This is a genomic window from Corynebacterium jeikeium, assembly GCF_000738175.1.
GTDB classification, from domain to species: Bacteria; Actinomycetota; Actinomycetes; order Mycobacteriales; family Mycobacteriaceae; genus Corynebacterium; species Corynebacterium jeikeium_C.
On sequence record NZ_JFCH01000022.1, the window covers coordinates 26,155 to 46,881 of the forward strand.

The 20,727-nt window shown below is 64.6% G+C and carries 16 protein-coding genes; 6 read left to right on the top strand and 10 right to left on the bottom strand.

What is annotated here, in order from left to right; genetic code table 11:
- Nucleotides 1–48 precede the first annotated feature (48 nt).
- Nucleotides 49–1,035, top strand: a complete 987-nt coding sequence (locus JQ46_RS10765) for a hypothetical protein (protein WP_080719481.1) — start codon at nt 49–51, stop codon at nt 1,033–1,035.
- Here JQ46_RS10765 and JQ46_RS02400 read toward each other — a convergent pair.
- The 7 genes from JQ46_RS02400 to JQ46_RS02430 form a co-directional block, all read right to left on the bottom strand.
- Nucleotides 1,009–2,196 carry an N-acetylmuramoyl-L-alanine amidase gene (locus JQ46_RS02400; protein ID WP_034985153.1) on the bottom strand — a complete coding sequence of 396 codons (1,188 nt, stop codon included), beginning with the start codon at nt 2,194–2,196 and terminating at the stop codon, nt 1,009–1,011. The two genes, JQ46_RS10765 and JQ46_RS02400, sit on opposite strands and share 27 nt — an antisense overlap.
- Before the next feature lie 173 nt (nt 2,197–2,369).
- Nucleotides 2,370–2,693 (bottom strand): thioredoxin, encoded by a 324-nt coding sequence (gene trxA, locus JQ46_RS02405; protein ID WP_034985154.1) that lies wholly within the window; start codon nt 2,691–2,693, stop codon nt 2,370–2,372.
- A 123-nt stretch (nt 2,694–2,816) separates the two neighbouring features.
- Nucleotides 2,817–3,851, bottom strand: a complete 1,035-nt coding sequence (gene trxB, locus JQ46_RS02410) for a thioredoxin-disulfide reductase (RefSeq protein ID WP_034985155.1) — start codon at nt 3,849–3,851, stop codon at nt 2,817–2,819.
- Between the two features lie 38 nt (nt 3,852–3,889).
- Nucleotides 3,890–4,507 (bottom strand): RNA polymerase sigma factor, encoded by a 618-nt coding sequence (locus JQ46_RS02415; RefSeq protein ID WP_034985156.1) that lies wholly within the window; start codon nt 4,505–4,507, stop codon nt 3,890–3,892.
- A gap of 198 nt (nt 4,508–4,705) precedes the next feature.
- Nucleotides 4,706–8,605, bottom strand: a complete 3,900-nt coding sequence (locus JQ46_RS02420) for a murein biosynthesis integral membrane protein MurJ (protein WP_237744680.1) — start codon at nt 8,603–8,605, stop codon at nt 4,706–4,708.
- Nucleotides 8,606–8,658: 53 nt separating this feature from the next.
- Nucleotides 8,659–11,397: a membrane protein gene (locus JQ46_RS02425; RefSeq protein WP_034985158.1), complete on the bottom strand. Its 2,739-nt coding sequence runs from the start codon at nt 11,395–11,397 to the stop codon at nt 8,659–8,661.
- Nucleotides 11,398–11,498: 101 nt separating this feature from the next.
- Nucleotides 11,499–12,272 (bottom strand): NUDIX hydrolase, encoded by a 774-nt coding sequence (locus JQ46_RS02430; protein WP_034985159.1) that lies wholly within the window; start codon nt 12,270–12,272, stop codon nt 11,499–11,501.
- A 360-nt stretch (nt 12,273–12,632) separates the two neighbouring features.
- Between JQ46_RS02430 and JQ46_RS02435 the strand changes: the two genes are divergently transcribed.
- The 5 genes from JQ46_RS02435 to JQ46_RS02455 are packed head-to-tail and all read left to right on the top strand — an operon-like array spanning nt 12,633 to nt 16,876.
- A complete protein-coding gene (locus tag JQ46_RS02435) occupies nt 12,633–14,324 on the top strand; it encodes a CCA tRNA nucleotidyltransferase (protein ID WP_051876207.1) in 1,692 nt (563 codons plus the stop codon).
- Complete coding sequence (locus JQ46_RS02440; RefSeq protein WP_034985160.1) at nt 14,321–15,145, top strand: hypothetical protein; 825 nt, start codon at nt 14,321–14,323, stop codon at nt 15,143–15,145. The genes JQ46_RS02435 and JQ46_RS02440 overlap by 4 nt, the downstream gene beginning before the upstream one ends.
- Entirely contained in the window at nt 15,146–15,898 is a 753-nt protein-coding gene (locus JQ46_RS02445; RefSeq protein WP_051876208.1) for an AzlC family ABC transporter permease, read from the top strand.
- Nucleotides 15,899–15,952: 54 nt separating this feature from the next.
- Nucleotides 15,953–16,267, top strand: coding sequence for a branched-chain amino acid transporter permease (locus tag JQ46_RS02450; protein WP_424647992.1), 315 nt, complete (start codon nt 15,953–15,955; stop codon nt 16,265–16,267).
- A gap of 48 nt (nt 16,268–16,315) precedes the next feature.
- Nucleotides 16,316–16,876, top strand: coding sequence for an NUDIX hydrolase (locus JQ46_RS02455; RefSeq protein WP_034985161.1), 561 nt, complete (start codon nt 16,316–16,318; stop codon nt 16,874–16,876).
- Nucleotides 16,877–16,922: 46 nt separating this feature from the next.
- On the opposite strand, the gene JQ46_RS02460 is transcribed toward JQ46_RS02455, so the two are convergent.
- The 3 genes from JQ46_RS02460 to JQ46_RS02470 form a co-directional block, all read right to left on the bottom strand.
- The gene (locus JQ46_RS02460) at nt 16,923–17,936 is read right to left on the bottom strand and encodes a bile acid:sodium symporter family protein (protein ID WP_034985162.1); all 1,014 of its coding nucleotides are present in this window, start codon (nt 17,934–17,936) and stop codon (nt 16,923–16,925) included.
- Nucleotides 17,937–18,068: 132 nt separating this feature from the next.
- Nucleotides 18,069–19,442 carry an MFS transporter gene (locus JQ46_RS02465; RefSeq protein ID WP_034985194.1) on the bottom strand — a complete coding sequence of 458 codons (1,374 nt, stop codon included), beginning with the start codon at nt 19,440–19,442 and terminating at the stop codon, nt 18,069–18,071.
- Nucleotides 19,443–19,692: 250 nt separating this feature from the next.
- Nucleotides 19,693–20,727, bottom strand: coding sequence for a nucleoside hydrolase (locus JQ46_RS02470; RefSeq protein WP_034985163.1), 1,035 nt, complete (start codon nt 20,725–20,727; stop codon nt 19,693–19,695).

The following is a 20,727-nucleotide window of genomic DNA, read 5'->3' on the forward strand; positions in this document are numbered from 1 at the left end:
CTACTTTCAGGGACTCTTGGATGTCTTCAACGAACAGAAAGGAGCGCTGTGGAAGTACATATTAAAGCCATCACGCCTCAGTGTTCCGAAGATCTAGAGCCCAGTGCTGCGGCATCGACTTTCTGGGCGCTCCCCCCGGCTTACGGGACTCAGCGTAGTTCAGCCAAGGATCCGCTATTCGATAAGCAAGTATGGCTGCAGAATGTCCTGCTGGAATGGGGAATCTGCGGCTACACGGCCTTCGTCAGCGCCGGAGGTGCAGGTACTCGCCCAGTTCCAGCAGCGACGGTCTTCTTCGCTCCTGCGCGCTATATGCAGGGCATCGCGAACATGCCAACTGGGCCGATCTCCCCTGATGCAATCCTGCTGAGCACCGTCCACGTGGCGGTTCCGTATATGGGCCTATATCTGGAACATCAACTCATCGATACTGTGCTTACCGAGGCGCACCGACGGGGAGTCAAGGCAGTAGAGGCTTTCGCTCGAGTTGAGGACTTTGACGAGGAGTTTGCACGGCAGCTCAACGAGCCTTCGTGGCAGAAGGTGCGGGACGAGACAAAAAAAGAAGAAAGCGGATACAGCGCGCTCGAATCTCTCAAGTATGTGCCCGAATCCTATCGGGGCTGGAAGACCGCCGCGGAAACCCACGGGGGCAACGCGGACATTTTGGATAGCGCCCCGATGCTCTCCGAGGACATTCTCGAGGCGGAGGGTTTCAAGGTGGTTAAACACCACCGACACTTCCCACGCTATCGCTTTGAGATCAACGGGCCCCATAGCCTCTTTGGGGACTTTGCTGAAGAGGATCACGCACAGGTCAATGGACCGGAGAAGATTTCCACGGTAATTGGTGGAAACCAGACACTAAAACTAACTGGAACGTCTAGAACGCTCGCAACGCGCGGAAACCCTGAAACGCCCGGCAGTTCTGGAAGTCTCGCAGCGCTTGGACGAGGCAGAACGTCCAGCCGGATGACTAAGCTCAGTCAAGCCAGTCCGGAGCAGAATCTACTTGTTCGGAAGCTCTTCCTGTAGGAGCTCCACAAAGCTGAAGGTGCCAGTGGCGTGGACGTCCTTGTCCAGCAGGTATAGGCGCTTCACGGCCACTACGATGGCCTCGGCGATGGTATCGCGCATCGCGGGATCAGTGAGAATCTCTACGTCCTTCGGGCTGGTCAGGTAACCGGGCACGACCTGCACCGTCGGCATGCTGGTCAGGCGCAGAATGTCCCACGTCTGACCGTGGTTAAAGCAGTTCTGCAGCGGGGTGCGGGCTACAATCTCGCGCTGAATAAAGCCGGAGAGCTTCTCGCCCACCATCGACGAGTAGCCCGTCAGCGAGCCAAAGTAGAACGTTGCTGCGCCGTTGGCCTTCTCGTTTGGGTAGATGTCGGCACGCAGGCTAATCATGACATCCGCGCCGAAAGCATTTGCGATGTTCGCACGATCCTGGTTAGTGGGGTTGGCGGACCGGGGGCGCGAAAGAATAGTTTCCATTCCCGCTGCAATCATGCGGCCCTCTACCCTGCCGGCGAGATCCCAGAGGATCTCCTCCTCCGAGATCTGTCCGAAGGGGCCGTCAACGATGTATCCCTTGTCCGAGCCGCCGAGACCCGGGTCAATCACCACGCGTTTGCCGGTCAGCTGTGGCCCGGCGGAGCGAATCTGTTCCTTCTCTCGAATGGATTGGGGCGAACCGCCGGTGATTCTCCGTCCCAGGTAAGACAGGGCGCGCAAAGTATCTGGACCAACCACGCCGTCGTTGTTTAGCCCGTAGTTCAGCTGGTAGTTCACCACGGCGGAGTGGGTACGCGGGCCGAAGTGGCCATCCACACGGCTGGTGTAGAAGCCCAGGTCGTGCAGCTGAGTCTGCAGTTGCGCCACGTCGTCGCCGACGAACTGGTTGCCCTGGAGCGAGAGCACACGCGCCCCCAATGTGTAGGAGGCCTCACGTAGCGCACGCAACGTGCCGGGAGTGATGGTGCCGTCGGCGATAATGCCGCGCTGCTGCTGAAACGCCTTTAGTGCCTCCGCCAGCGCTTCGTCGAAAACTTCTTCCTCGCTGGTCCAGCGCTGCGACTTGCTGCCGGTCGCGTCGCCTTCATACCCTTCCAGCAGCCCGAGGCGCGCCAAGGTGCCACGGACCTCGGCGACGCGCGGGCTGCGGTCGCCGACCTGGAGAAGCAAACGATCCACTGGGTTCAACACTCCAATTCTTCAAACTTTCGCGGCCTAGAGCCACTTTATCCACTGTGATCCAGATCACATTTAAGATCTTTCGCCGACAGTGGCGAGCCATAGGTGCAATTCTAGGGACAAATTAAACAATCTGCTTCACTTGCAGGTCAGGCGTGTTTTATCAGCTGTTCTTAAAGCTGCGCCTCAATCGCAGAGCGCAGCGTGTCCCGATCCTGGGCGCCGGTGAATTCCGCGACCTTCTCCCCGTCCTTGAAAACCATGAGGGCGGGAATGGACATGACCTGAAACATGGCGCCCAACATGCGCTCCTCATCGACGTTCACCTTGGCAATCTTCGCCTTGCCATCGAACTCCGTCGCCAGCTCGTCGAGAATGGGCGTCATAGCTAAACAAGGGCGGCACCATTCGGCCCAGAAGTCGACAAGAACAGGCTGAGTAGCTTCGACGACCTCGGACTTGAAGGTGGATTGGGTGACGTTCACGATGTCGGACATAGTGGCGACAAACCTCCTGGTTGGGAGCGCTTTTCTTTAGGTTGGAGGTTACCCTTCAACATGCAAGTATCTTATGCCCGACCGGCCATAGTTACCTAACGGTGACCGAACTTATCCGATCCGTTACAGGGCGGCGAGGTAAGCCTCGGCGTCCAGGGCGGCGCGGCAGCCCGAGCCAGCTGCGGTGATGGCCTGCTGGTAGTGGGAATCCACGAGGTCGCCCGCTGCGAATACACCCGGCAGGCTAGTGCGGGTGGAGGGCTCCTCGACCTTCACGTAGCCGTTCTCCTGCAGCTCCACCTGACCTTCGAAGACGGTGGTGCGCGGGTCGTGGCCAATGGCGACGAACATGGCGTCCATCGCAACGTCCTTCTGCTCGCCGGTCTGAGTGTCCTCCACCACCAGCGTGTCCACGGACTTGTCGCCCTTGACCTCCACGACCTTCGCGTTGGTCAGGAACTTGATCTTCGGGTTGTTGCGGGCGCGCTCCTCCATGATCTTGGAGGCGCGGAACTCGTCACGACGGTGAATGATGGTGACGTTCTCGCCGAACTTCGTCAGGAAGTCGGCCTCCTCCATCGCGGAATCGCCGCCGCCGACCACAGCGATCTGCTTGTCCTTGAAGAAGAAACCATCGCAGGTCGCACAGGCGGATACACCGCGGCCGAGCATCTCCTGCTCGCCAGGAACGTGCAGGTAGCGCGGGGCGGCGCCGGTAGCCAGGATCACGGCGCGGGCCTGGTACTCCTCGCCATAGGCCCACACCTTCTTGATCTCGCCGGTCAGGTCGACCTTCTCCACATCCTCCTGGCGCAGGTCAGCGCCGAAACGCTCGGCCTGGGCGCGCATTTCTTCCATAAGATCCGGGCCCATAATGCCCTTCTGGAAGCCCGGGAAGTTCTCCACCTCGGTGGTCTGCATCAGCAGGCCGCCGTACTCTACGCCCTCGAAAACCACCGGGTTCAGCTCGGCGCGTGCCGCGTATACAGCAGCGGTGTAACCCGCGGGCCCGGAGCCGATAATGATGACGTCATGAACCTTGCCTGCCTCTGCGTTTGCAGCGCCGTCTGCGCTGGTAGCGCTGGCGTTATCCGCGTCCGCGGCACCCTTCGAATCATTGCTGAGAATACCGCTGGCCTGCAGGAATGGCTGGTTCATATCTATCCTTTGAGGTCGAAGATGTTGTTCACTTCAGTCTAACCGGCCACAGCCATTCCGTATTCCTCTGCCCCTCCGAGGTGCTCGTATATCATCCGTTTCGCCCGATTCTTCCGTGATTTCACGGTGCCAACGGGAATCCCCAGTTGCTCCGCGGTTGTCGCCTCGCTTAGCCCTCTGATTTCCGTCAACACCATCACGTCACGCATCTCGGGCGAAAGTTGCCGTAGGCTGCGGTGCACATCCAACCGGGCGACCGTCGCCTCTTCTCGCATCCCCCGCGCGGGCAGGGTTCGCGTACGCTCGTTGAAATCCTCGCGCCCCGGTTGCGCTTCGCGGCTGTAGCGCTGCATGTATGACAGCGCCGCGTTGCGCATAATGGTCGCCATCCAGGTGCTCACGCTGGCGGAGCGCTCTCCGTTGAAGCGTGCGGCGAAGCGGTGCACGCGCAGCAGTCCCTCCTGGTAAACGTCCATTTGGTGGGCCTCGGGCACGTTGACTCGCCGCACCGCCCACCACAGCGTGCGTTGGTGGCGGTCGATCAGCTCGCGGAACGCGCCGGGTTGCCCCTCGTTGTGGCCGCGCAGCAGCTCGTGGTCGGTTTGTTGCGCTGGCCGTGTGTTGCTCTTTGTTCTTTGTGACGCCCCCAGCATCATCTTCCCCCTAGTGTGTCTGCGGGAGCCGTGCCGCCCCCGTGCTCCACACTTTATTCATGAGCGGGCAGATTGTGGGTTCGAAGTTCCTGGCCTGTGGATAACTGGGAACGGCGCCTGCCTCATTGTGAACTTCACAGTTGAGGCAGGCGCCGTGTTGCGCTATAGGGGCGCAGGCGTTCCGAGCGTCTATTCGAGCGTCTATCCGACGGGCTGCACGGGGCGTGCGGGTCGGGAGCCTTCTACAGTGTCGGCTTCGTCGGCTTCGTCGGCGTCACCAGAGTCGCCAGAGTCACCGGCACCGGCATTTTCCTCGCTGGTCTGATCCAGCCAGTTGCCGACGGCGGTAACCTCCGCCAGCGTGGCAGGCTTCGGCAGCGGCAGGCCGGTAATCCAGATCAGCAGGCGGTTGCCCTTGGCGGCGCTGACCTTATCGGTATCGTATTTGCCCTTTTCATTGCCCTTCTGGCTTCCCTCGGCGTCCTCGTTGTCGCCGTCGCCGTCGCTGTTGCCTTCACCCGGCGCGGCGGAGGAGCCTTCGCGGTCGACACCCCAGCCGGAGTCGCCAGTTGTATCTGCGTGGTCCGCACCCATGCCAGCCAGATCCACGGTCACGTCGTCGGAGTCCGCATGCACGGACTTCAGCAGTGTCGTCTGATCCAGGGAGGCCAGCTTGCCGTTGATGTCAGCCTGCGCCAGGCGCAGCTCCAGGGTGGTCCCCCGGGTCAGGCCGCGCAGCTGAACCTGCGACAGGGCGGTGCCCTCTGGCAGCGTCATCAAAAGACCAATTCCAGGCTTCGTGGTGCCGGGCTGGCCACCCAGCTGCACGGACGCAGGGTTGGACTGCCAGAACGTCTCCGGGTCGCCGTCGGTGATTAGGCGCGCCAGGTCCGGGCGATCCAGCGGCCAGTTCACATCGGCGGGTAGCCACTCGAGGGGGCGGCTCAGAGGAACCTCCGCCGGGTCCACGCCACGGACGGCCTGCGCACCCTGGCGCAGCGAGTCGGTGGACAGCGGCGAATCCTTCCGGTCGCCGCCGACCACACTGACCACCGCCGCAACCAGCGCGGCGATAACCAACACGGAGACGAACGCGATGGCCGCCGCGGCGGCCATGCCCACCGGGCGGTTGCCGCGGGCACCGAAGCCGGACTGTGCACTCGGATCCGGAGTTGCATCCTCCTGGACAGCCAGGCCGCCGGCCTGCAGCTCTCGCAGGTCCTTCGCTACCTTGCGCAGGTCCTCCGGGCCCACCTTCTCGCCGTCGAGTTCGTGGATCTTCTTGTAGGTGCGGGTGAGGTTCTCCGGCACCTCCTCGTAAGGGACGTGCTCCAGCAGCACGCGCAGCGCCGCGGCCACGCCGTGGGCATCCTGTGCCGTGTCATCGTTCGGCAGCACACCCGGGAAGGCCAGCACGGCCGCGCCATCGGTGCCGATGCGCACGCGGTCGCGGTGATCCAAGCCCAGCGAGGTGCCGCTGTCTTCGGCCTGTGCGGCAGCGTCGGCCAGGGAGGACACGGCGAAGGCAGCCGCCAGCGGCTCCGGCTGGCTCTCCGCCACGGTGGTCAGCGGGGAACCCTGCACCCAGCGGGACACAATGACCACCAGGTTGCCGTAATCGATCACGCGGTTGACCTGTGCCATACCCGGCACGTTGAATTGCTTCAGCTTCGCGGAGAGGCGCAGCATCTCGTCCTTCGCGCGCGCCACTTCCACGCCGTTGACGGGCACGGATATTCCAGGGGCGACCTGCGAGCGGGCATAAGCCACCGGATCCATGATGGTCAGAGCCACAATGTCGCCGGTGGCCAGCTCGCGGCCCTGCCAGAACCGGGCGGCAGACCAACCGCCGTGATCGGCCAGCAGGCGGTAGCGGCCCTCCAGCAGCGGAGCACCCGGCACCAGGCGCGGACCGCGCACCCGGCCCGCCGCCAGTGGCGGCAGCGCCACGCCGGCCATCATGTGGTCCAGAGCAATGGCCTCCCGGGCGGCCAGCTCCTGGGCCGACAGACGACGGGGCTGGTCCTCTTCGATGGGTTGCTCGTCGCTGGGAAGTGGGCGTCGAGACGGAAGAACCCGCGACATACCCGGGATGCGCGACAGGGCGCCCACCAGGGTTTGGATCTCCGGCAGCGGGGCGCGCACCAGGATCAGCCCGGTAATGCTCAGGAACAGCACGCCGGCGATGAGCAGGCGGATGACAAACCAGGGGTTGGCGAGCGCCGGGAAGGCGAAGTGCGTCAGCAGCACGTCCACGCGCCAGGCGACCAGTGCACCGATCAGCGAGGAACCCAGCGCCCACAGCACGGTCTTCGTCACCTTGCGGAACTGCAGATCCCCCAGCGAGCGCCGCAACAGGCGGTCGCCGATGATCGCACCGGCCATAAAGCCCAGGCCATTGGCCGCACCTAGCAGCACCACAACCAGGCGCGGCTCGGTGGCGATCTGCGGGGCGATGTAGGCGAAGGTCAGCTTCGTCGCGGTAATGCCTGCGATGATGAAGGTGGGCGTCCAGACCTCCTCGCGCGCGTAGAACACGCGGAGGTGCAGCAGCACCAGGGCGTAGGGGATCAGGGTGAACGCGGAGAAGCTGATGGTCCAGCCCAGCACGTTCGCATCCTCCAGGGTGAACTCCTTGTACGCAAACAGGGCGGCGGAGATCAGGGTGCCGAAGCAGGTGAAGAACACGATGATCGGCACCATCGCCAGCATCGTCAGCTTCGAGGCGACGGTCAGGTCGCGCACCACGGCCTTGTCGTCACCCTCCGCGGCGTTGCGGGACAGGCGGGGCATGACGGCCGTCAGCAACGTCACGCCGATCACGCCATAGGGCATCTGCAGCAGCTGCCATGCCTGCATGTAGATCGTCGGCGCGACCTCCCACGTGTCGGAGGCGATGCGGTTGTTCAGCAGCCAACCGACCTGGGAGATAGCCACGTACACCACGATGGCGATGGCCATGCCGCCGAAGGATTTCAGGCGCTCGTCGATCCCCCACAGCGGGCGCAGGTTAATGCCGGCCTTGCGCAGGAAGGGCACCATGATCAGCGCCTGCATGACCACGCCCGCGGTGGTGCCCAGGCCCAGCAGCAGCACGTGCGGGTCGGTGATAGTCACGTTGTCCGTGGGCTGCAGCTTCGTATCCCGTGGCAGGAACATGTACAGCCCCAGCACGGCTAGCGTGACCACGTTGTTGGCCACGGGCGCCCACGCGCCGGGTTTGAATACTCCCTTGGTGTTCAAAATCGCCATGAATACGGCAAACATGGCGTAGAACATGATCTGCGGCAGCACCAGGTAGGCGAATGCCGTGGACATGCCGATGTTCACGTGGCCCTCGGAATCCAGGCTCATGCGCACCAGCAGCGGCGCGCATGCCACGGAGACCAGGGTGATGACCAGGGTCAGCGAGAACGTGAGCGTCAAGAGTCTTCGTATGAAAGCCTCGCCGCGGTCCGCGTCCTCCTTCTCGGCGCGCACCAGCACGGGCACGACCAGGGAGGTCAGCACCGCGCCGAGCACTAGCTCGGTCACGAGGTTCGGCAGCGTGTTGGCCGTGTTGAAGGCACTGGCCACCGCACCGCCCAGCGCGGAGGCGATGAACACCGTGCGCAGGAAGCCCGTGATGCGGCTAATCAGGGTGGCAATGGCCATGGAGCCGCCGGCGCGGACGATCTGCTCATCGCTCTGCTTTTGGCTCTGGCCGTCTGTGTTGTCGTCGCCGCCACTATTGCCGTTGCTGCCACTGCCGCCATTGCCGCCATTGCCGGTCGGCTCGTCGGCTGCGGTCACGGTGGCGGCGCTCGCGGTGCCCGCGGTTGCCGCCGTGGCTGCCGCGCCCTGAGCCGCGGTCGTGCCGTCGCCGTTGTGGGCACTGTTGCCTTGGCCGCTCTGGCCACCGTTGCTTTGGCCTTGGCCGCTCTGGGAGGTCGGGGCTACCTCTGCAGGGCTTTGTGACGCCCCGTCTCCGCCCGCAGACACTCCAGCCTTCGTGCGGTCTTTCTTCGGCGCTAGCGCCGGCGGCTGGGTCGCACGGAAACGTCCGCGCTGTCCGGCCGAGAGCCTAGCCGGTTGGTCTTCCCTCTCTTGCTCAGAAGTCACTACTCCATCTTTATGCAACAATCGTGCATTCCCTAACGGAGCCCCGGGCGTGTCTAGTTTTGATCGCCCTCCTGCGGGCGCGGAGCGGGCCGCAGCGGAGTGGCTGTATTCCGCTTAGAAGTGGGCCCACCCCGGCGATCCCACAGCATCTTGCCCGCCGCGCCGATGCCCAGCAGCAGCACGGCGATGATGGCCACCCCGCGGGAGGACAGTCCCGGTACGGACTGCACGCGCAACTCCACCGGATCCGAAATGCGGGTTCCGTCTTCCAGATCCCCCTTGCCTTCCTGGCTGTTGGTCGCCAGCCACAAAGATAGGTTGACCTGCTCGGACGTGTCCGCGATGTCGGTGGTTAGTGACCAGGTGATGGAGCCCTTTGCCGGGATCGTCGGCGAGGCCGTGGAATCCACGTGGACGGTGACATCCGTGTCGGCGTCAGAAGAATAACCAACCTTGGCCGTCACCGGCAGGGGCAGTCCGTTGCGCGCAACCACCAGCAACGGCGAGGAATCCGACGTGCGGGTAAAGACGTTGCCCGGCGGCAGCAGACTGATGGAGCGGCGCAGCTGGGAGGTGACCTGCCCCACGCGGGCGAGGTTGGTGCCGAGTTGCTCACGCAGGACGTCCACGTGGTCGCGCTCGCGCTTGCGGTAGGTGGAAAGGCCACGCAGAAGATCGGAAAACAGGGGGCTGGTGAAGCCCTCGCGGGTCAGCGCAATGGCGGAATCATTTTGCATAAACAACGTGAGCTCCCGCAGCTTGCGGGCGGCATCCGCCACCGTTCCGAGGTAAGGCGAGGAGTACGCACCGGGGTCGGTGTAAGGCACCGTGGTGCTGCCGGAGCTCACATCCGCCAGGTCGATGCCGCGGGGCTGCACGGCCTCCGGCAGCGGGGCGGGAGTAGCCGAGTGATCGTCCAGGTGCTGGCTGATGGTCTGCAGGAAGCTGCTGGCCTGGGTCTTGTTCACGGACCACGCGGCGGGCGGTACGGCGAGGGTCGGACGGCCGGAGTCGAGCTCCAGGTTCAGCACCGCCTGTGCGCTGGCCAGGCGGGCGACAGCGCTATCGTCGGCGAGGTTAAAGCGCAGGTCAGGGTTGGAGTATGCGGCAATCTCCGGGTGCTCGCCAGTGGCCTTGAGTACCGTGCCGAGGTCCGCGGAGTACGTCAGTGCGGTGGCGGTGGTCTTCGCACTGTCGGTCTGCGCGCCGGGGAGGTTCACCAGACGCTCGTTCCATGCCTCGTCGGTGGGGTTGGCGTGGTCGATGCTATCTGGACCTGCGTCGCCGGGATCTTGTTCGGGTGCGGCCGCCGGCTGCTCGATGTTCACCGTATTCTCCGCCACCAGCGTGGTAACGTGCCCGGCCTGCGGAATTGCCGGTTTACCCTGCACGGTCTGCTCAAAACGGCGTGATTGGTCGGTCTCTACCGGCTCCACACCCTCAGGAGTCTTGCTGATCCCTGCCGCCAGAACCTGCTGTGCCTCCGGGGAGACGTAGCCAGCGTCCGGGATCACCACGTTCTGCGTCGGCACCACGCCCAGGATCCGCTGAATCACCCCGGCACCCGTGCCCAGTGCACGCACGCGCAGCCAGTCGGAATCCACCTGCGAAAGCCCATTGATGTCCGTCCCGGCGTACGGCAACGCCACCGAGCAGTTGCTCTGCACGACTTCCCGCAGGTCAGCGATCCATTTCTTCGCATCCGCATTGCCGGGCATGTGCTGGGCGTCCACCTCCTTGCCGCCCAGGATCTCATCCCAAGAGTCGCGCAGCCGTTGCGGTTCCTCCACCGGGTCAGGCGCGCGCTCGCCCACGAAATACCCCTCTGCCAGGCGGTTTACAGTATCCAGCAGCTCCGGGTCGATGGCGATGCACGTCGCCTGCTTCAGCTTGCTCGACTTCGCCTCTCGGTAGGCATCCAGCAGCCCCCGCAGCCTACCGCCCTTACCGACCTCGGCTGCCAGCACGTCCTTCGTCACGAACGCGGGCCGCCGCTTCGGAGCATCGCCCGTCTGCCCCGCCGCCATGTACGTAGGCCCCGCCAGCGGATACACGACCGTCACTGGGGTGCTGGGTTGGTCTTCTTTTCTTGTGGACGCCCCCACGCTCAGCGTGGTTCGCGCCACCGCCAGGTACTGTGCGCCCCCCTGCTCCGGGCTCTCCGGGTTCGTGTCTTGGCCGCTCAGGCTAAACAACAGGGGATAAGCGCCGGGTTCCTCAAAAGCATTAGGCGGGAGGTTCAGCGGTTGGGGCGAGGGGGCGTCACGAGAAGAGTCGATGGAGACACCAGTCGCAGGAAGAGTGACCGTGACCTCGCGCGTCTCGCCGGGGCTGAGCGTGCCGTCGAGCTGCAGAGGCTGACTGCTGAGGGAGTATTCTCCCTGGTTAGCGAGCTGCGCGACGCGCACCTCTGCGGCGGTGGCGGCCGAGCGATAGAACAAGGTGAGCGAAAGATTGCTCAGGGCGTGGGAGCGATCATTGCGGATGCGCAGGGTATAAGTCTGACCCGCGGCGGCGTGGACGCTCGAGCTGGCACCAATGCCGGTGATCTCCAAGTCCACGTCCTGCTGCGGATCCGTCGCGCGAGCCAGCGGGTTGGCCCAGGTGGAATCCTCGCGAACCGCGGGGTCGGTGGGGTCCGGGGTCCGCCCCTGGGCTGAGTATTGAGTGGTGGAGGCCGAGGGGGCGTCATTAATAGGGTCAGCGACCGCCGGGGCCACAGGCAGGGCAAACAGGCCACAGAGCGCGACAGAAACACCAAACGCCGTGCAGGCGTGGGGGAATCTAGACATTGCGCTCACCTTTGTGCACGATTACACGCTTACGTAAGTAATTAGTAGTTGTTAGTCGCTATTAGTTCTAACAGCAACGGCTGGCAATCCGTTAGCGCTCCTTAGCGTGGCGTTGCACGGCCGGCTTCGGCCTCCGCGCGCGCCAGATCAGCCAGACTGTCGAAGGCTTGGCGGGCAAGGCGCCGCTCGTCGGCGTAGGCCAGGTGCTCGATCAGACGGTTGACGGGCAGCCAACGAACCTCGGTGACCTCCGGGTCTTCGTCGTTCAGATCCCCATCGACATAGCGAAGCAGGTGGTGGTGGACGGTTTTGTGGATACGGATGCCCTCGGAGACGAACCAGTAGTCGATGGTGCCGAGGTCGGCGATGACCTCCCCGGCCACGCCCGTTTCCTCCCACACCTCGCGCTCGGCGGTGGCGTGTTGGGATTCATCCGGTTCGATGTGCCCCTTCGGCATGGACCACAGCAGCCTGCCACGGCGATCCAGGCGGCCGATGAGGGCCACATAGATTGCGGAGAAGTCGACCTCGCCATTAGGCTGCACGGCCTCCGCCAGGCCGGAAAGTACCAGGCCGCCCGCGGAGGTCTCCACGGAGGTCGGCAGGCTGGAGTGCTCGTCGAAAGAGCGCGGGCGCGAGTTGCTGCGGTTGCGCTGGCGGTTGCGGTTGTTGGAGTTGGCGCCCTTCTTGCGGTGCGACTGGTTCCGGTTGCTCTTGCGCTTGCCCTGGTTGGAACTGTTTTGGGAGTTCTGGCCGCGCTGGCTGTTGCCCTGGCCGTTGCCTTGCTGCTGGCCGCTGCCAGAGCGGTGCCTTCTTCTTGAACGGCGGCGCCGGCGGCGGGGCGTGCCGTTTCCGGTGCTGTCGTTTCCACTCATTCTGATAACGATAGCCGGTTATCTGCGCAATGTGGAACTGAATGGAAGCGAGTGGAGGCGAAATTATAACTGAATTTGTAACTATCTGCGGGTGGTGTGCAGGTACAGGCTTCTGGGGGTTCCGGCAGGGCCGCAAGCTGGTGAATGTCGTTAGAACGGGAATACGTTATTGAAAGTAAGCGTCGATTATGCAAAGTGCCTGGTCAGAGGATTGCGGATTTTTTGGGCGTTAGCTTTTGCTCGGCGTATTCCCGTTCTAACGACATCTGCCGCTCATCTAGGGAGATTTTGAGGGGGGACTTGGCGCCCGTGCGGGAGGTCCTGAGATATTTGAGACTTGTGCGGGGGTTTTGGGAGGTTATGAGGGGGCCGTTGGCTCGTCCGAGGGGGCTAGTAGAATCTGGCAGCGTGACGAAACCCGCCCACTCCCCCGCAAACTCGGATCCCGCGCAGCCCGGCAAGGCGGCACAGCCAGCGCAGCAGGCCACTGCGAAGGCCACTGAGCAGCCGGCGCAGCCGGCCGCTGCGCCGGCCAGCTCGCGCACGATTGAAGGCATGCTGCAGGAGGCCTTTACCTCCCTGCGCGCGCTTGACCGCGACCTTTTGCCACTCACCCAGGCTTTCCACGACGCTGGCCACAGCCTCTACCTCGTCGGCGGGTCGGTACGCGACGCTCTGCTGGGGCGCCTCTCCCACGACCTGGATTTCACTACCGACGCCCGGCCGCAGGCCATCGTCGACATTGTCACGCCCCTGGCGGAGACAGTGTGGGACACGGGCATTGAATACGGCACCGTATCGGCGCTGGTCAAGGGTCAGATCCTGGAGATCACCACCTTCCGCGCCGACCAGTACGACGGCCAGTCCCGCAACCCCGAGGTCTCCTTCGGCGACAGCCTCGACGGAGACCTCATCCGCCGCGATTTCCGCGCAAATGCCATCGCACTGGAGCTCTCCCCCGACGGAAATCACCAGCTCCGCGACCCTCTAAACGGCCTCGAAGACCTCCAGGCCGGAGTGTTAGACACCCCGGATAGCCCGGAGATCAGCTTCAACGACGACCCGCTGCGCATGCTCCGCGCGTGCCGATTCGTCTCCCAGCTGGAGTTTGGCGTCACAAAGAGGGTCAAGGAAGCAATGACGGCGATGAGCGAGCAGATCAGCCGCATCACCGTCGAGCGCGTGGCCGTCGAACTGAACAAACTGATGCTCGGCTCGGCACCGTGGGTGGGCCTGGACCTGATGGTCGAGACCGGGCTGGCCGACCACGTGCTGCCGGAGCTGCCAGCTCTGAAGCTCACGCAGGACGAGCACCGGCAGCACAAGGACGTGTACTGGCACTCGCTGAAGGTGCTGCGCAACGCCGTGAACCTGGAAGCCGAGCGCGGGTTGGAGCCCTCGCTGGAACTGCGCATGGCCGCGCTGCTGCACGACATCGGCAAGCCTGACACCAGGGCTTTTACCGAATCCGGCGCGGTGACCTTCCACCAGCACGAAGTCGTGGGCGCGCGCATCACCCGCCGCCGCCTGCGCAAGCTCAAGTACTCCAAGCAGCACGTTCAGGACATCGGCCAGCTGGTATTTCTGCACATGCGGTTCCACGGCTACGCGGACACGCAAGGCAAGGGGCAGAACCAGGATGCCCGCCGCGGCGCCGGCGAGAAGGACAACAACGAATCCACCTGGACCGACTCCGCCGTGCGCCGCTACGTCAACGACGCCGGCGAGCTGCTGCCACTGTTGCACCTTCTGGTTCGCGCCGACTGCACCACCCGCAACCAGCGAAAAGCCCAGAGGCTGCAGCGCACCTACGATAATTTGGAAAAGCGTATCGAGCAGCTGCAGGAGCAGGAGGACCTCGCCGCCGTCCGCCCCGACCTGGATGGCAACGAGATCATGCAGATCTTGGACCTCAAGCCCGGCCCCGATGTGGGCAAGGCCTGGGCATACTTGAAGGAGCTGCGGCTGGATCGCGGGCCGATGGAGCGTGAGGACGCCATCGCCGCGCTGAAACAATGGTGGGGCGAACAGAAAGGTGGGTCGCAAAAGTGAGCGCTGAACAGCAGCCGAATGGTGCCGAGAACCAGTTCAACGTGCACCCCGGTGACGTGATCTTCCAAGCACCGGCAGTGGTTGTGGATCCGGATGGTTACCTGGACACCGCGGACGTCGACCCCGCACACCTGGAGGCGTTCGTCGACGCCTTCGGCACCTCCCCCGGCGTGCTCGCCGTGCCGGGGCTGCCCGGCGCGGACGCGCTATTGGTGCTGGAAGTGCAGGACAACCCGGAGGCCGACGGCCAGGGCCCCGGCGCCGCGCAGGCCGACGGCGCCACCATCGTGGCCGTCCGCCTGGGTCTCATGAGCAGCGAAGCCGTCGCCAACCACTTGCCTTCGTTGGCGGATAAGCTCACCAAGCCGAAGGTCTTCTTCATCGGCGGCGACAACGAACCCGTCGTGCTCGCCGTTGGCCTGTTGGACGCGGACCGTTTGGAGCTGGACGCCGCGGGCGCCTCCGCCGCCTCCGGCAGCCCTGAAGCCCTAGCCCCCGCCACCCGCTTTGGCGCGCGCGGGCAGTTCATGCTGATCAGCACCGCCGAAGAGGCGCCCAGCGTAGACGAGCAGGTAGCGCAGGTTGTCGGCCATGTGGACCCCTCTATGCTGCGCGGCCTGCGGCTCTTCCACAGCTACGTCCTCCTCAACGCCGCCGACGTGCGCGGCTGGCTGGATTCCGGGATTGCCGGCCTCCAGGCCGCAACCGCAGAGGATGTGTTCACGGACCGACCGGCGGAGACGTGGCGTCAGATTATGAAGAACAGCCCCTTCCCCAAGAACCTGTTCGCAACCTGGGCGAGCCACCCGGAGCGCAACTAGATGGCCGTGAGCAGCACCCACCGCGACAGAAACGCTGACTGGCGCGCCGGGATTGCCGACGCCTGGCCTGTGGCCTTGGGCATGGTGCCGCTGGGTCTGGCCTTTGGCCTGCTGATCACTCAGGTCGGCTTCGCGTGGTGGTGGGCGCCGATCTTCTCCTTCGTCATCTACGCGGGATCCATGGAGTTCCTGGCGGTCTCGCTGGTCACGGGTGGCGTGGGGCCGCTGAGCGCGGCGCTGTACGGGTTCCTGGTGAACTTCCGCCACGCCTTCTACGCCCTGAACTACCCCATCGCCCACGTCCGTGGTTGGCTGGCCAGGGCTTATGGCATTTATGCACTGACGGACGAGACGTATGCGATCCTCGCCGCCCGGCGCGATGCGCAGTGGTCCACTGCCCGCGTGATGGCGGTGCAGATTCTGCTGCAAGCGGGTTGGGTCGGTGGTGGCCTGGTCGGTGCTCTGTTCGGCAGCGCCCTGCCCTTCGAGATCCAGGGCATGGAGTTCGCGCTTTTTGCCCTGTTTACGGTTCTGGCGATCGAGGCTTTCGTGAGCTTCAAGGATCTTTCGCTGCCGATCATGGCCGCGGTGTGTGGCGCGGTGAGCTTGCTGGTTTCGCCCGACAACATGCTGATGATCGGCATGAGCCTGTACTTCGTCAGCCTCATCGTGCGCTTCCTATGCCCGCCGCTGGACCGCGCGCTACGGCTGAAAGTCGGCGCGGACAATGCTGTATCTCGGGAGGTGGAGTAAGTGGCCGTGCCGATGCAGGTGCTCGCCACCGCCGGCCTGCCCGAAGGTGTGCAGGTGGGCCCCACCCTCGCGATCCTCGGCGCGGTCTTCCTGGTCACCCTCGCCCTGCGCGGCCTGCCCTTCGCCGCCCTGCGCTTCTTCCGCGAGTCCGACCTGGTCGCCTGGCTGGGGGTGGCGATGCCCGTCGGCGTGATGACCCTCCTCGTCATCTACACCGTCTCCGGCCAGGCCAGCGCGCCGGGCGGACTGGCCGCGGTTGGCATCGCCCTGGCCTTCACCGTCGCTGTGCACCTCTGGCGCCGCTCGGCCACGTTGTCGATCTTGCTGGGCACGGTGCTGTATCTGGTGCTGGTGAACCTTATTTTTTGACGCCCCCTCCCCCGCCGCACCTAGCCCCAGCACCGTAGAATAGCGCCCATGCCGACCCCTGATTTCATCGTTGAACTGCGCAAGAAAATCGGCCACGACGAGCTGTGGCTGCCCGGCGTGACGGCCATTGTCATCCGAGACGTCCCAGAGGACGCACCCATCTGGGCCGTGCCGGAGGTGCTGTTGGTGAAGCGCGCCGACGACGGTCAGTGGACCCCCGTGACGGGGATCGTGGACCCGCGGGAGGAGCCGCACCTGGCGGCCATCCGCGAGGTGCGAGAGGAAACCGGCCTGCACGTGCAGGTGGATGCGCTGCTGGGCGTGGGCCAGGTCGGCCCCGTGGAATACCCGAATGGGGATGTGACCAGCTACGTGGACACCACCGTCCGCTGCACAGTGATTCCCGACCCCGCGACCGGCGAGTTCAACGACGAGCCGGTGATCGGCGACGACGAGTCCACGCAGGTGGGCTGGTATTCGATCTCCCAGATGCCGCCGATGCAGCCGCGTTTCCGCCTGGTGATTGCCGACGCGGTGGCGCAGATGAAGCACCCGGCGGGCTTCCGCCCGCGCATGGGCTACGTGAAGCGGCTGCAGAAGCCGGAATAGTGCGGCAAGTGTGCGGCAGGCTCCGTGCCCGCGTTAGCCCGAGCTCCTACCAGGTGTGCGCGCCCGCGGTCTTCTCGCCCTCCGGGAAGCGCGCGGCATAGGTGCTGGCACGCAAGGAGCAGATCACCAGCTGCACCTGGTGGAAGATCATCAGCGGCAGGATCATCATGCCCAGGCTCGCCCCGCCGAACATCACCGCCGCCATCGGTAGCCCCGAGGCCAGGGACTTCTTGGTGCCAGCGAACTGGATGGCCACCTGGTCGGCGTAGTTGAATCCCAGTTTCCGCGAGGTCACGCTCGTCACGCCCAGCATCAGATGCACCAGCGCGATGGAGCCCAGCACCAGGCCCAGAATCGTCAGCCAGTTGACGGAACCCCACACGCCGGAGACGATGCCCTCCGAGAAGCTGACGTACACCACCAGGCCGATGGAGATCTGGTCCACCTTCTTCGTCGCCTTGGAGGCCGCGAACTTGAACACCCACCTACGCAGCAGCTGGCCGATGGCAAACGGCAGCAGTAGCTGGACTCCGATGTCGAGGAACGTGGTGGCGTCAATATGAAAGCCTTCCGAAGAAGACATCAGCAACAGCACCAGCAGTGGTGTGAAGAGCACTCCCACAAGGCTAGACACGCTGGCCGCGACGATCGAGGCGGCGACGTGGCCGCGCGCGATGCTGGTGAACGCAACGGAGGATTGCACTGTCGATGGCACCAGGGTGCAGAAGAGAATGCCCAGGTAGAGTTCGTTTCCGACGACCGCCTTCAGAGGCATCATCGCCACGCCGATCAGCGGGAAGACCACGAAGGTAAACGCCATGATCAGCAGGTGCAGCCGCCAGTGCATCAGGCCTTTCAGGGCCTCCTGTGGCGACAGGCGCGCGCCGTAGAGGAAAAACAGGAATGCGATGGCGATCTTGGTGATGGTGTTGGCGACATCCGCCGCCTCGCCGCGCACGGGCACAATGATTGCCGCGACGACCGCGATGACGATCAGGACGATGAGGAAGTCCGGCCGGTAGTTAATGATGCGGTGCCATAGCGACTGTTTTTCTACCATGGGTCTTTATCTTATTGACGCCCTCGCCTCCGCGAACCTTGACCGTCCACAACGGGCCAGGCGCGGGTGGGGTGGGCGCCTGCGGGGGCCGGGGCGCAGAGTGGTGCGTGGACCCGCGCGCGGCGCCGGGGGTTAGACGATGGCGCGGTCGAGCTCCGCGACGGTTTGCTTCGGGATCAGCGCCGCCACGGCCGCGGCGATGCCGAGGATCACCGCGGCGACGATGAACGCGGTGATATAACCCGCGGCAGAATCCGAGCCCTGCGGGGAGCCCGCGACCTGGAAGACCGGCAGCACGGCGAAGGACACGCCCGCGCCCAGGTTGAAGGCTGCGGAGTTCATGCCGGGCAGGAAGCCCTCGTTATCCTTCGGGGAGTTCACCACGCCCAGGTTGTTGATGACGATGTTGCCGATACCCGCGTAGGTAACACCCAGCAGGATCACTGTGATGATCAGCACCGGCAGCGAGTGCACGCCGACGAACGCCAGAGCCAGCATGAGGGCCGCACTGGCGAGGTTGGCGATGATGATCAGCCGTCCGTAGCCGACCCTCGGTGCCCAGCGTCCAGCAAAGGGGCCGACGGCCCAGCCGATGAGGGCGTAGGGGGTCAGCAGCCACAGGGAGGCCTTGTCGGCCTCCAGGCCGAAGCCCGCATCCGGGTTTTGCGCCAGGGAGATAGCCAGGCCGTTGACCGCGGCGAACACGCCGGTCATGGTCAGCACCGTGGTGGCCAGCAGCGCCCAGGTGTGGCGGCGGGCCAGGTACTTCGGGGCGACCAGCGGCTGGTCGTGGCGGTTTTCGTACTTCCAGAAGGCCAGGAAGACGACCGCGCCGACGATGAACATGGCGATGACGTACAGCCAGTTCGCTGCCCCGGCCTTGCCTGCCTCGTTGACGCCCAACGTGATGCACAGCACCGATACCACCAGCAGAGCAGCGCCCGCCCAGTCCATTTTCACATTGTCCGACGGCTTGGATTCCGGAGCGCCGAAGGCGACGACCAGAGTGGCGATGATGCCGATGATGGCGATGAGCCAGAACACGGAGCGGAAGCCCCATTGCTCGGCCATCCAGCCGGCCAGGATCACGTCGATACCAGCGACGCCACCGTTGATGGCGGCGAGCAGACCCATGAGCGTGCCCAGGCGGACTTCCTCCTTGACCTGGCTGCGCAGGATGATCAGGGTCATGGGGATCGTGGGGCCGGCGATGCCCTGCATGGCGCGGGCGACCATCAGCACGCCAATGTTGGGCGCCAGCGCGGCGATGAGGCCGCCGAGGGACATCACGCCCAGCATGATGACGAGGATCTTCCGGCGGCCGACAATGTCCGACAGCCGCGGCAGGAACAGGCCGCACATGGCTCCACCGGTGAAGAAGGCGGTCTGGGTGAGACCCGTGGCGGCCTCGTCGGTGTTCAGCTCGCGAGCCATGGTGGCCAGCACCGGGGAGAGCATGGAGGCGTTCAGCTGGAACGCGACGGCCGCGGTGATCAGCACCGTCATCAGCAGGCCGATACCGCCGGGACGGGAGTCGACCGGATCCGGGGAAGCTGCTGCGGTTGTAGCAGGGGCTCCAGTGGCTGTGGCTCCGTCGGCCTCGCCACCGGGCTTTCCGGATGGTGCGTTGTCGGCGTGCGGATTAGTGGAGTTCATGGGCGGCTCCGATTCAGCGTCAATTGAAAACCAATTGGGGTTCTAATAGTTGCAGCTAGAACTTTAAGCGATGAATGCGCGCCTGACTAGAACCGCCTAACTAGAATCCCGTACTCCCGATGCGCTGTAGCGCGTCGACCAGCAGGTTCCAGAAGCGCTCGGCGTCGACGTCCACAGCCACGCGGGTGCGTAGGGTAGCGCCCGCTGCAGTGGCGGAGGCGGGGGCGTCAATATCAGAATCATCCGCCGTGCCCAGCGCCGTCGGATCCTGCCCGCCATCCTGGCTACCCCAGGTGCGCCGCAAGTCCACGACCGTCGCCCCGCGCGTCAGCTCGCCCTTGGTCTCCACGTCGATCGGCGCCAGGATTGTGCGCACGACCTGCGGGTCCGCCACGGCCGCGACGGCCAGCGGGTCGTGCATCGGCGGGCCGGGGTAGTGCCGCTCCTTCATGTACGCGCCGCCGAAGAACTCCACCAGCTCCGCGATGAACTTCGCCACGTCCGTGTCGACCTCCGCCAACTGCTTCATTCGCTGCGGCGTGGCCAGCACCTTGTGCGTGACGTCCAACCCGACCATCGTCACCGGCCAGCCCGCGCCGAACACGATCTTCGCGGCCTCCGGGTCGGCCAGGATGTTGAACTCGGCACTCGGGGTCATGTTGCCTGCGTGGTGCGCACCACCCATCAGGGTGACGCCACCCACCCGCTCCACCAGCTCGGGATACATGCGGGCGAACAGGGCGATGTTGGTCAGCGCCCCCGTGGGGACGAGGGTGACGGTCCCCGGCTCGTTGTCGCGGATAATGTCCGCGATGAGGTTCACCGCGTGGCGGGGATCCAGCTCGGCCCCGGCGGCGGGCAGCTGCGGGCCGTCCAGGCCGCTATCCCCGTGGATTTCCTCCGGAATGATCTGCGGCGCCACCAGCGGGCGATCCGCCCCGGCGGCGAAAGGAATGCCGGTGATGTTGCCGACGCGCGCCAGCGCCAGGGCGTTCTTGGTGACCTTCTCCAGCGTCTGGTTGCCCGCCACCGTCGTGACCGCCAGCAGATCCAGGTTCGGGTTTCCCCAGGCCAGGAGCATGGCGATTGCGTCGTCGTGCCCCGGATCGCAGTCCAGGATGATCTTCTGAGTCAT